The organism is Micromonospora sp. NBS 11-29 (assembly GCF_002140155.1).
In the GTDB taxonomy this organism is placed as follows: domain Bacteria; phylum Actinomycetota; class Actinomycetes; order Mycobacteriales; family Micromonosporaceae; genus Micromonospora.
The window spans coordinates 171,391-183,169 of the sequence record NZ_NAPR01000002.1 but is presented as its reverse complement, the minus strand read 5'-3'; the positions used below and the strand labels follow the sequence as shown (position 1 = coordinate 183,169).

The window sequence follows — 11,779 nt, the reverse complement described above, 5'->3', positions numbered from 1 at the left end:
CCCCAGACCCGCGCCGGGCCGACGCCGAGCCCCGGCGTGACCCGCACCCCTTCGGCGGCGCGCGGCGCGTCCGCGCGCATCACCACGCCGGCGGCGCGGTGCAACCGCCAGCCGAGCACCGCGTCCGCCGCGGCCGCGAACGCGCCGTCCGGCAGCCGGACCCGGTGGCGCAGGTGGTGGTAGCCGGCCGGCAGGTCGCCGTCGCGGGTCGCGCCCACCTCGGGGTACGTCAGCTCGGGCACGTCGGCCGCCTCTCCTCGCGTGGGGACACCCCGCCAGGGTACGACCGCCCGACGTGGATGTGGTGGGCTGAGCGGGTGACCGATGACGTGACCGTCGCCCCCGCCGTCGTCGCGGACGCCGGTGAGATCCTCACCGTGCAGCGCGCCGCCTACCTGGTGGAGGCGCAGCGCTACCGCGACGTGTTCCTACCCCCGCTGACCGAGACGCTGGNGCCCGCCTGGTCGGTTCGGTGCGGGCGCGCGTGGAGGGCGACACCGCCCATGTCGGCCGGCTCTCCGTCGCCCCGGACCAGCAGGGGCGCGGCATCGGCGGGCGGCTGCTCACCGCGGTCGAGCAGGCGTGCGCCGGCCGGGTGGCGCGGTTCGCGCTGTTCACCGGCGCGGAGAGCACGGAGAACCTGGGGTTGTACGCGCGGCGCGGCTACCGGGTGGTGGCGCACCGGTCGGACGAGAACGGCAACCGCCTGGCGGTGCTGGAGAAGGTCACTCCCGCTCGCACCGGCGCCTGAGCCCGTCCGCCTCCTGCCGCAGGTAGCGGCGCATGGTCGCGCCGCCGAGCAGCCCGACCAGCCCGGCCAGCGGTCCGGTCTGCACGAGCGCCAGCTCGGCACGGGTGCGCCCNGCGGCTGCGCACGCCGGGGCTCGCGGACTCCCAGACGAAGGCGTGGGGCGGGTGGATCTCGGTGACCCGCCAGACCGCCGGGCGTAGCCGGGGCTGCGTCAGCCGGGCGGTCGAGCCGAGGGCCAGCGGTCCGGGCTCCAGCCGGCGGGCGGCGGTGACCGAGGGCGTCCACTCGGGCCAGCGCTCCACGTCGGTCTGGACCGCCCAGACGCGCTCGACGTCGGCGGCGATCTCGACGGACTCGACGAACCGCATTCTGTCTCCTCCCCCGGACCGGTCGGGTCAGGCTACGCCGCGTGATGCCAATCCCGGGGACATGGTTTGGGACCGTCGGCGAGGCACGCCCGGATGAGGGCTGGAGCCGCCCGAACGCGGCGGGCGGACCTCAGGCGGCTTCGCGGAGGTCGGCCAGGCCGACCGGGGCGTACCGCCGGAGCAGGCGTTCCAGCTCGGCCACGGAGCCCACCTCGCCGACGACGTTCGCGCCGCCGCCGTGCTCCGGCGGATAGCGGTGCGCCAGCCGGTAGCGGTATCGCCCGCGGATCAGCTCCACGCTGACCCGCCAGCGACCGCAGCATCCGCAACTCCACTCCGGCACGCCGCGACGGTAGCTCCGACCTGCGGTTTCACCATCCGGTCGGCGGTGACGAACGGGTCCGGGCGAGGACACGCCGCCCCGGGACCGGCGGTGATCTGCCTCACGAGCGTCGGTGGGGTCTGGTTGACTGGTCGCCGTGGACCTGCCGATCAACCCGCCGGTCGAGCCGATGCTGGCCAAGAGCGTGGCCGAGTTGCCCACCGACCCCGGCCTGACCTACGAGCCGAAGTGGGACGGCTTCCGCTGCATCGTCTTCCGCGACGGCGACGAGGTCGAGCTGGCCAGCCGCGGCGGCAAGTCGATGACCCGCTACTTCCCCGAGGTGGTCGAGCAGGCCCGTCGCCAGCTTCCGCCCCGGTGCGCGGTCGACGGCGAGCTGATCGTGATCCGCCGGGACGGCCCCGAGGGTCAGCCACGACTCGACTTCGAGCTGCTGGCCCAGCGGATCCATCCGGCCGCCTCCCGGGTGAAGCTGCTCGCCGAGACCACGCCGGCCGACTTCGTCGCGTTCGACCTGCTCGCGCTCGACGACGAGCTGCTCACCGACCGGCCCTACCCGCAGCGCCGGGAGCGGCTGGAGCGGGCCCTGGCCGGGGTCCGGCCGCCGGTGCACGTGACCCAGGTGACCACCGACCCGGAGACGGCCCGGCGCTGGTTCGAGGTGTTCGAGGGCGCCGGCCTGGACGGGCTCATCGTCAAGCCGGCCGACCTGCCGTACGAGCCGGGCAAGCGGCTGATGTCCAAGGTCAAGCACGCGCGCACCGCCGACGTGGTGGTGGCCGGCTTCCGCTGGCACAAGTCCGGTCCGGTGGTCGGCTCGCTGCTGCTCGGCCTCTACGACGACGGGGTGCTGCACCACATCGGCGTCAGCTCCTCGTTCACCATGGCCCGTCGCAAGGAGCTGCTCGACGAGTTGGAGCCCTACCGCGACGTCGGCGGCGAGCACCCGTGGGTGCACGGCGACCACGAGCGCGGCCAGCGCATCCCGGGCGGGGTGAGCCGGTGGACCGGCGGCAAGAACCTGGAGTGGGAGCCGCTGCGCCCCGAGCTGGTGGTGGAGGTGGCCTACGACGCGATGGAGGGCGACCGGCTGCGGCACACCGCCCGGTTCCTGCGCTGGCGGCCCGACCGCGACCCGCGTTCCTGCGGCTACGACCAGCTCGACCGCCCGATCCGCTACGACGTCGACGAGGTGCTGCGCGGTGACCCGGCGGCGACGGTGAGCGACGCCCGCGGCCCGGCGTAGCCTGGCCGTCGATACGAGCATGGAAGGCGGCCACGTGACCCGCTCGCCCGACCGGACCCGCCGGTTCCGGCCCATCCTGGCCGCCCTCGTCGCGGCGGTGGTGCTCACCGCAGGTTGCACCCTGCCGGCGTTCGCCCCTCGCGCCGAGAGCGAGGTCGAGGCGGCTCCGCCCGGCACCGCGCCCTCCTGGCGGGACTGCCCGGAGGTGCCCGACGAGCTGGTCGGCCGTGGCGCGGCCGACATGCGCTACGAGTGCGCCCGGATCGCCGTGCCCCGCAACTGGGGCACCGGGGCGGCCACCGGCGCGACCGCCGGGCCCGGCACCGGCGAGACGTTCGAGATCGCGTTGATCCGGATCCGCTCGACCAAACAGCGCGACCGGATCGGGTCGCTGGTGCTGAACCCGGGCGGCCCGGGTGCCTCCGGCGTGGACACCGCGGTCTACCTCTCCTTCGGCCCCGCGTTCGGCGGCCTGCCCACGGCGATCACCGACCGGTTCGACATCGTCGGCTTCGACCCGCGCGGGGTGGCCCGGTCCAGTCCGGTCAAGTGCATCTCCGACACCGAGCTGGACGCCAGCTTCGGCTACGACCCCGACCCGGAGAGCCAAGCCTCCTTCGACGGCCTCGTCGACCTCAACCGGCGGATCGGCGCGCGGTGCGGCGCGAAGTACGGCGACCAGCTCCCGCTCTACGGCACCGAGCAGGCCGCGCGGGACATGGACGCGGTCCGCGCGGCGGTCGGCGACGACAAGCTGACCTACCTCGGCTACTCCTACGGCACCCTGCTCGGCGCCACCTACGCCCAGCTCTATCCGCAGCGGGTGCGGGCACTGGTGCTCGACGGCGCGGTCGACCCGAGGCAGCAGCTGATCGCCGGGTCGGAGAGCCAGGCCAAGGGCTTTGAGCGCGCGTTCGACAACTTCTCCCGCTGGTGCGCGGCGAACGCCGGCCGCTGCCCGATCGCGCCGGACGCCCGCGCAGCGGTCACCGCCGCCCTCGACAAGGCGAACGCCTCCCCGGTGCGCGGCCGGGACGGCCGGGAGGCCACCGCCGGGTGGGTCTTCTACGCGGTGATCNGTTCAAGCTCGCCGACGCGTACGCCGGACGCGAGGACGACGGGCACTACTCCAACCTGTTCGACGCCAACATGGCGGTCAACTGCGCGGACGAGACGGAGAAGCCGACCCGGGAGCAGGTCCGGGCGTTGCAGTCGCGGTGGCGGCAGACGTACCCGCTGTTCGGCCCGGCGCTGGCGGTGGGGATGCTCGGCTGCGTCGAGTGGCCGGGCGCGCGCGACCCGTACCCGACCGGCCGGGCCGACGGTGCGCCGCCGATCCTGGTGGTCGGCACCACCGGCGACCCGGCCACGCCCTACGAGCAGACCGCCGCGCTGGCCTCGATGCTGGGCGTCGGCCGGGTGCTCACCTGGGAGGGCGAGGGGCACACCGCCTACCCGCAGACCGCGTGCGTGACGGCGGCCGTCGACGCGTACCTGATCTCGCTCACCGTCCCCCGGGAGGGGCTGCGCTGCCCCGCCCGGTGACGGTGCGGCGGCCGGTCAGCCGGCCGGCGGCGGCGTCCAGCCCTGCGGCAGGTGCCCGACGCGGACCCGCTGCGGGTGGTCGCCGACCGCGACGCTGGTCACCTTCTGCCCGGTGGCGAAGTTGATCGCGGTGACCTGGTCCGCGCCGGATTCGGAGATCACGCAGTCCCGGCCGTCGCCGCTGACCGTGGCCCAGTAGGGCTTGCTGGCCGGCACCAGCGTGCCCTCGCGCAGCGTGGCCCGGTCCACCACGGTCACGTAGTCGTCCATGGTGCCGGCGACGCAGAGCCGGGCGCCGTCGGGGCTCACCGACAGGCCGTGGTGCCGCGAGTCGTTCACCCAGGTGGTGCGGTCCTCGTTGGTGGCCGGGTTCTTCGGCAGCGTGGCGACCCGGGTGACCCGGTCGGCGGCCACGTCGTACTCGACCAGCCCGTTGAAGAAGGAGACCTGGAAGTAGAGCTTGCCGCCGTCCGGGGTGAAGACCGCCGGGCGGACCGCGTCGGAGAGGTCCCGGTAGCCGGCGGCGTCCAGGCGGTCGCGCATGTCGATGACCTTGACCACCTGGTACGTGCCGGCGTCGGCGACGGTGATCCTCCGGTCGCCCTTGGTCCAGTCCAGCCAGGGCGCGTCCAGGTCGGTGTCGACCTCGCCGATGGACATGTTCCACAGCCGGCCGTCGCGGGTGAAGACGTTCTCGTGCGGCTTGTCGCCGGTGCCGAACGACCCGAGCTGCGCCCCGGTGCGGATGTCCAGTACGTGCACGGTGTTCGAGGTGGAGGCGGAGACCGCGACCCGGGTGCCGTCGGGCGAGACGGCCATGTGGTCGGAGCGGTAGCCGGAGACCGGGAACCGCCAGCGGACCGCGCCGGTGGCCAGGTCGATCGAGACGACGTCGGCGAAGCTGGGCCGGGACACGACCAGGGCGGTGCCGTCCGGGGTGGTGTACATGTCGTCGACGAGCTGGTCGTGCCCCTCACCGGGGCCGGACCGGATGCCGAGGAAGAACGCCAGCCGGATCGGGTTGAGGTAGATCTCCCGCAGCCGCGTCGTCCGGTCCGGGATCACGTTGATCCGCCCGAGCTTGGCGTAGTCGCCGCGGGAGCGGATGACGTCGACGGTGCCGTCCCAGTTGTTGCCGACGAACATCACCTCCTGGAGGGTGGCGGCCGCGGCGGCGGGCGTGGGCGTCGCCGCGAGCGGGCTCGGCACGGCGAGCGCGAGGGCGGCCAGCGCGGCGAGGACGGCGCGGCGCCGGGTTCGGGACGGTCGGGGTGGCACGGGGGTCATGGACGCCTCCTGACAGCCGTTAGGACATCGACGTTCCTCGGTGCCCCATTCGGTGTTACCTTGCGGTAACAACCAGGAGAGCAACCGGCCGGTCGTCCCCACTAGGGATCGAGCGCCAACGCCCCACCGGTCCGGTTGTGGCGGGACGACAACGGGAGGCGGCGCGCGCCGATGACCCGGACCCCAGACGCCCCCACGTTCGGCGCGCTGCTGCGCGGCCTGGCCGCCGACACGGCCGCCGTCGACGAGGTGGCGGGGGCCGCCCGCGCGAACTCGCCGGAGGTGGCCCGCCTCCCCGTCGGCGAGGTGCGCCGTCAGGTCGTCCTGCTGCTCACCAGCGGCCTCGGCGCGCTGGAACGCCACGAGGATCCCGGCGGACGCGACTTCACCGAGGCCCGCCGGCTGGGCGCCGACCGGGCGGCGCAGGGCATCTCCGTCGCCGGCCTGCTGCGCGGCGTACAGGCTGGCCGGGACCGGGCGGTGGAGCTGGTGGTCCGGCACGGCCGCACCGCCGGCGTTCCCGACGAGGTGCTGCTGGAGGGACTGCTCACCATCGGCCGGTACGCGGCGGCGGTGGAGCGGGCGGTGGTGGACGGGCACCGGGCAGCCGAGCGGGAGCTGGCCGGCACCGGCGCGGCCGCCCGGGCCCGCCTGCTGCGCCGGCTGCTGCTCGACGGCCCGGCCGGCGCCCCACCGGCGGAGCTGGCCCGGTTCGGCCTCCGCCCGGACGGGCGCTACCACTGCCTGGTCGCCGCCCACCCCGACCCGGTGCGGGCGCACACGCTGCACCGGCAGTTCACCCGGCACGGCGGCCTGCTCGGCGCCGTCGAGGACCGGTTGGCCGGCCTGCTGCCCCGGCTGCCCGGCAGCGCGCCGGCCGACCTGCTGGCGCTGGTGGCGCCGGCCCAGCCGTTGGAGCGGGTCCCGACCATGTACGCGCTCTGCCTGGCGGCGCTGCGCACCGCGGCACACCGGCGGCTGCGCGGCCTACGCCGGGTGACCGACCTGGCCGGGGAGACCGCGCTGGCCGCCCAGCCGGCCCTGGCCGAACTGCTGCGCGGCGCGCTGCTCGGCGCGCTCGACCCGGCCGACGAGTTCCACCGGGAGCTGGCCGCCACCGCGCTCTCCTGGTTGGACCACGGCCAGCGGCTCGACCAGACCGCCGCCGCGTTGCACGTACATCCGAACACGGTGCGCTACCGGCTGCGCCGGCTCCGCGAGGTGACCGGCGGGCCACCGGTCGAGGAGGGTGCACGGTGCACCGTGCCGGAGACCGTGCACTGGTGGTGGGCGCTGCGGAGCTGGCTGGACGGCTGCTGAACACTCGTGCCAGGCTCCCCGGATGACCGACGTGATCTTCCGTGAGGCCACCCGGGCGGACCTGCCCGCCGTGCTCGCCCTGCTCGCCGACGACGAGTTGGGGCGCACCCGCGACCGGCCCGAGGTCGACGAGGCGTACGAGCGGGCCTTCGCCACGCTCGACGCGGACCCGCGCAACCACCTGATCGTCGCCGACGCCGGCGGTGAGCCGGTCGGCTGCCTCCAGATCACGTACATCCCGGGGTTGGGCCGGCACGGCGCCGAGCGGTCGCTGGTCGAGTCGGTGCGGGTCCGCTCCGACCTGCGCGGTCGCGGGCTGGGCCGGGCGATGATGGGTTGGGTGATCGACCGGGCCCGGGAGCGTGGCTGCGCGCTGGTGCAGCTCACCACCGACAAGCGCCGCGCCGACGCGCACCGGTTCTATCGCGACCTGGGCTTCGTGGCCAGCCACGAGGGCATGAAGCTGTCGCTGTAGCGGCAACCGAACGTGCCGTCGGCCTCAGTCGGTCGCCAACCGCCCGTCCCGCAGGACGAGGGTCCGATCGGCCAGCTCGATCAGCGCCGGGTCGTGCGTGGCGACCAGGGCGGTCATCCCGCGGGCGTGCACCACGGCACGGAGCAGGTCCATGATCGCGCGCCCGGTTTCGGAGTCGAGCTGGCCGGTCGGCTCGTCGGCGATCAACAGGTCCGGCTCGTTCGCCAGCGCCCGCGCCAACGCCACCCGCTGCTGCTGCCCGCCGGACAGCTCGTACGGCCGCTGCGCCGCGTGCCCGCCCAGCCCGACCAGCTCCAGCAGCACCGCCACCCGCTGCTCCCGCTGGGCCGCCGGCACCTTCGCCAGGCGCAGCGGCACCCCGACGTTCTCCGCGGCGGACAGGATCGGCACCAGGCCGAAGGTCTGGAAGACGAAGCCGACGGTGCCCCGGCGCAGCGCCAGCAGCTCCCGCTCCCCCGCCGAGGTCACCTCGTGCCCGGCCACCTCGATCCGCCCGGCGTCCGGCCGGTCCAAGCCACCGATCAGGTTCAGCAGTGTGGTCTTGCCGGCGCCGGACCGGCCCCGCACGGCGACCAGCTCACCGCGCCCGGCGGTGAACGAGACGTCCCGCACGGCGTGCACGGCGTGCTCCCCCCGGCCGAACGTGCGACTCACCCCCTCGACCCGCACCACGTCCGCCACGCCCGTCACCGACGACACCACGGCCCGGTCGGTCATCACTCACTCTCCTCGGCGTGCGCCCGGTCGCCGGGACGCACCTCGACGCGGTCGGGTTCCAGGGTCAGCCGGACCCGGTCACGCAGCGACAGCGCCTCCACGAACGGCGCCGGCAACTGCATCCGGCCGGTCCGGTCCAGCACCGCGTACTCCTCGCTGACCAGCTCCGTGCCGCCGTCGGCGGTGGTCCGCGCGGTCCGGCGTACCTCGGAGGCGGTCCGGCCGTCGCGGATCGCGACGGTGCGGCGGACCTGGTCGGCCACGGCGTGGTCGTGGGTGACCACCACGATGGTCACCCCCAGCTCGGCGTTGATCGTGCGCAGCGCGGCGAAGACCTCCGCGCCGGTCGCCTCGTCCAGCTCGCCGGTCGGCTCGTCGGCGAAGAGGATCTCCGGGTCGTTGGCGACCGCGACGGCCACCGCGCACCGCTGCTGCTCGCCGCCGCTCATCCGGCCCGGCCGACGGTCCGCGCAGTGGCCGACCCCGACCAGGTCGAGCAGGCGGCGCGCCCGCTCCCGCCGGCCGCCGCGCCGCCCGGCCAGCTTCATCGGCAGCTCGACGTTCTCCACCGCCGTCAGGTACGGCAGCAGGTTGCGGCCGGTCTGCTGCCAGATGAAGCCGACCATCTCCCGCCGGTACGCCAGCCGCCGCCGGTTCGAGAGTGCGAGCAGGTCGTAGTCGGCGACCCGGGCGATGCCGGCGGTCGGGGTGTCCAGGCCGGACAGGACGTTGAGCAGGGTGGACTTGCCGGAGCCGGAGGCGCCCACGATCGCGACCAGCTCGCCCCGGTCGATCACCAGGTCGAGACCCTGGAGGGCGACGACCTCGACCCCCTCGGTCTTGAAGATGCGCACCAGGCCGTCGCAGACGATGTGCCCGCGCAGCCGGTCGCGCCCGCCGGCCCGTTCGGCGGCGCGCTCCGCCGCGCGCTGTTGCAGGGCGGCCAGGTCCGGCACGGCGGTCGTCGGCTGTCCGGGGTCGTGGCGCGGCGTCAGACGCGCCGAGCCCGGACGGCCGGAAGCTGTCGCGGTCATCAGCTCTCCTCTCCGAGCCGCAGCGCCTCACCGAGGCGCATCCGGCGGTTGTTCACGGCCTCCACGGTGATCGCGAAGCCGAGGGCCAGCAGGGCCAGGGCCGACACCCCGGCCACCAGGCCGGGTTCGAACCGGGGGCGCACGGCCACCCCGCCGGTGAACGCGGGCAGGCCGAGCACCGGGGTGAGCAGCAGCGGCAGCAGCGCGCCGACCACCGCGCCGGTCAGCACCGACACCAGCACCAGCGGGGTCAGCTCGACCAGCAGCAACCCGCGCCACTGCCGGCGGGACAGGCCCATGGTGCGCAGCCGGGAGAGCACCTGCCCCCGGGACCGGGCGTCGGCGAGCACCGCGAACGCGAGCCCGAGCAGGCCCAGCGCCGCGCCTCCCCCGGCGCCCAGCGCGAAGCCGAACACCAGCAGCCCGTTCACGCCGCTGCCGCCCAACTCGGCCCGGACCGCGGACCGGCTGGTCACCTCCGGGGCCCGCGCCTTGTCGCCGGTCTCCACCGACCCGATCCGCAGGTGGCGGCGCTGGCCCTCGACCGCGACCCGGCTCACCTCGACCGGGTCCGCTCCGGGCCCGGCCAGCACGAAGCCGGTGGGCGCGAGCGGGTGCGGGACGCCCGCCGGCAGCGTCGGCCAGGGCAGCACCACGAACCGGCGTACGTCGCCGTCGACCAGTGCNGCCAGGCGGGGCGGCGCCCCTGCGCGTCCGCCAGCCCGGCCCGCTGCAGTTCCTCGGCCACCGCCGGGGAGACCAACGCCGGCAGCGGGCTGCTGCCGTCGCCGCCGGCCAGCAGCGGATCGGGCACGGTCACCGGTACGCCGGCGCGGCGGGCCACCTCGGCGAAGCGCTCCCCGTCGACCAGCAGCACCCGGAGTTCCCGGATCCGGGTCAGGTGGCCGGCGCGGTCGGCGTACGGGCGCTCGGCCGCGACAGTCAGCAACGGGGCCACCGCACGCACGCCCGGCAGCGCCGCGAGCTGCGCGGCCGTGTCCGGCGCGAACCGCTCGCCGCGGACCAGCACGTCCCCGGGCACCGTCCGGGCGGCGGCGGCGTCCCGGCCGGTCTCGATGCCGGTCGCCACCACTCCGCAGAACGCGGCCGTGGCGACGGCCAGCACCACCACGACCAGCGGTCCGGTGCTGGCCGCCCGGCCGGCGCGGGCGACGCCGAGGAACGCCACGCTCCCCCGCGCCCGCGCCGCGGCCCGGCTGAGCAGCCGCAACGGCCAGGGGTACGCACGCAGCGCCAGCATCGCCGCGGCCACCGCCAGCAGCACCGGCACGGACACCAGCAGCGGATCCACCGACCCCGGGGTGAGCCCACGCCGACGCAGCAGGAACGCCCCGAGCACGGCGACCCCGAGCACGGCCACCTCGACGGTAAGCCGGATCGCCGGCGAGCGACCGCCGAGGTCGGACCGGCCGGCGGACTGCCGGCCGACGGCGAGCGCGGCCAACGGTGGGAGCAGGGTGGCCAGCAGCGCCGCGAGCAGCACCCAGCCCGCCGACGTCCCGGTGCCGGGCAGCAGGCCGCCGACCAGCCAGCCGACCCCCGCCGCGGCGGGCAGCACCAGCACCGACTCGGCCAGGCCCCGGCGCAGCACGTCGCCGGTCGAACCGCCCCGGGCCCGGATCAGGTGGAACTCGGCGCGGCGGCGGCGGGCGGCCAGCCGGGCGGCCAGCAGGGCCAGGCCGGCAAGCGTGGCGAGCAGCCCGGCCGCGATGACGGCGAGCAGGGTACGGGCGGCGGCGAGCGCGTCGGCGAAGCGGCGCAGCGCGATGTCGACGCCCTGGGTGAGCGTCACCGGGGCGGGGCGGGCGCGTTCCAGCCCGTCGACGCCGGCGATCAGCTCGTCGAGCCGGCCGGGTTCGAGCCGGTCCGGGGCGATGCGGTAGCGCCAGCCGAAGCCGACCGGCCAGCCGATCGCGGCGGCGGCGTCCACACCGGCGTCGGCCGCGTACGCGACCGCCACGAACGGGTCACCGTCGCCCTCGGGCGGGGTGAGCCGCAGCATCGACGGCAGCGCGTCCCAGACGCCGGCACCGGGGTCGTTCGGACGCCACACCCCCACCAACTCGACCGGACGGGACATCAGCGCGCCGCCGGTCGGGTCGTCCGGGTCCGGCAGCGACAGGCGGAACCGGTCGCCCGGGGCGACGCCGAGGCTCGCGGCCACCGAGTCGGCGAGCGCCACCTCAACCGCCGCCCCGGTGCCGCGTTCCGGCCACCGCCCGCCGGTCAGGGTCGCCGCCTCCCGCAGTCCGGAGCCGCTGCGCAGGACCACGTCGATCAGGCCCCGGTCCGGGGCGAGCGTCGGGCCACGCAGCCGGCCCGGAGTGCTCTCCGCGACGAACCAACGCGGCCCGATCGCGTCCCGCACCACGCCGGGCATCCGGTCGGAGATCGCGTCGAGCTGGGCCGCCTGGCCGGCGACGACCGGCTGGTCACCCGCCGGGACGCTGGCCGGCGGCAGCGCGTACGTGAGGTCCCGCCGGGCCGCCGGCTGCCCGGCGACGTACTCGCGCAACCCCTGCCCGGTGAGCCGGTCGGCGACCCGGGGCACACCGCTGATCAGCAACGCGGTCACCACGGTCAGGACCGCGAGCAGCAGGAACTGACCCGCGTACGCCCGGACCCGCTGCGCTGCACTCCTCGCGCTCAAT

At 75.7% G+C, this 11,779-nt stretch carries 9 protein-coding genes and 3 pseudogenes; 5 read left to right on the top strand and 7 right to left on the bottom strand.

The genetic code is table 11. The annotated features are described in order from the left end of the window. Positions 1–242: DUF1990 family protein (locus B1205_RS30560; RefSeq protein WP_254909619.1), on the bottom strand; the 242-nt coding region annotated here is incomplete at its 3' end. Positions 243–317: 75 nt separating this feature from the next. On the opposite strand from B1205_RS30560, the pseudogene B1205_RS00830 reads away from it, so the two are divergent. Then, positions 318–751: pseudogene (locus B1205_RS00830) on the top strand (GNAT family N-acetyltransferase). A gap of 182 nt (positions 752–933) precedes the next feature. Here B1205_RS00830 and B1205_RS30555 read toward each other — a convergent pair. Both B1205_RS30555 and B1205_RS00820 read right to left on the bottom strand, forming a co-directional pair. After that, positions 934–1,119: pseudogene (locus B1205_RS30555) on the bottom strand (SRPBCC family protein); the annotation flags it as partial. A gap of 130 nt (positions 1,120–1,249) precedes the next feature. Next, on the bottom strand, positions 1,250–1,462 hold the full coding sequence (locus B1205_RS00820; protein ID WP_089153854.1) for a hypothetical protein: 213 nt from the start codon (positions 1,460–1,462) through the stop codon (positions 1,250–1,252). Positions 1,463–1,598: 136 nt separating this feature from the next. On the opposite strand from B1205_RS00820, the gene B1205_RS00815 reads away from it, so the two are divergent. Both B1205_RS00815 and B1205_RS00810 read left to right on the top strand, forming a co-directional pair. After that, a complete protein-coding gene (locus B1205_RS00815; RefSeq protein ID WP_089153853.1) occupies positions 1,599–2,708 on the top strand; it encodes an ATP-dependent DNA ligase in 1,110 nt (369 codons plus the stop codon). A 19-nt stretch (positions 2,709–2,727) separates the two neighbouring features. Then, a pseudogene (locus tag B1205_RS00810) lies at positions 2,728–4,253 on the top strand (alpha/beta hydrolase). Positions 4,254–4,268: 15 nt separating this feature from the next. Here the strand turns inward: B1205_RS00810 and B1205_RS00805 are convergent. Beyond that, positions 4,269–5,540, bottom strand: coding sequence for a YncE family protein (locus B1205_RS00805; RefSeq protein ID WP_089153852.1), 1,272 nt, complete (start codon positions 5,538–5,540; stop codon positions 4,269–4,271). Positions 5,541–5,711: 171 nt separating this feature from the next. On the opposite strand from B1205_RS00805, the gene B1205_RS00800 reads away from it, so the two are divergent. Together B1205_RS00800 and B1205_RS00795 are read left to right on the top strand one after the other, a co-directional pair. Then, complete coding sequence (locus B1205_RS00800) at positions 5,712–6,860, top strand: helix-turn-helix domain-containing protein (protein ID WP_089153851.1); 1,149 nt, start codon at positions 5,712–5,714, stop codon at positions 6,858–6,860. Positions 6,861–6,882: 22 nt separating this feature from the next. Then, positions 6,883–7,335: a GNAT family N-acetyltransferase gene (locus B1205_RS00795; RefSeq protein WP_089153850.1), complete on the top strand. Its 453-nt coding sequence runs from the start codon at positions 6,883–6,885 to the stop codon at positions 7,333–7,335. Between the two features lie 24 nt (positions 7,336–7,359). Here B1205_RS00795 and B1205_RS00790 read toward each other — a convergent pair whose 3' ends face one another. Genes B1205_RS00790 through B1205_RS30550 form a run of 3 tightly spaced genes read right to left on the bottom strand, consistent with a single transcriptional unit; the run spans position 7,360 to position 9,667 of the window. Then, positions 7,360–8,073: an ABC transporter ATP-binding protein gene (locus tag B1205_RS00790; protein WP_089153849.1), complete on the bottom strand. Its 714-nt coding sequence runs from the start codon at positions 8,071–8,073 to the stop codon at positions 7,360–7,362. Continuing rightward, complete coding sequence (locus B1205_RS00785; protein WP_089153848.1) at positions 8,073–9,107, bottom strand: ABC transporter ATP-binding protein; 1,035 nt, start codon at positions 9,105–9,107, stop codon at positions 8,073–8,075. Before B1205_RS00785 ends, B1205_RS00790 begins: the two co-directional genes overlap by 1 nt. After that, entirely contained in the window at positions 9,107–9,667 is a 561-nt protein-coding gene (locus B1205_RS30550; RefSeq protein ID WP_254909607.1) for an FtsX-like permease family protein, read from the bottom strand. The genes B1205_RS00785 and B1205_RS30550 overlap by 1 nt, the downstream gene beginning before the upstream one ends. Between the last annotated feature and the right edge of the window lie 2,112 nt (positions 9,668–11,779).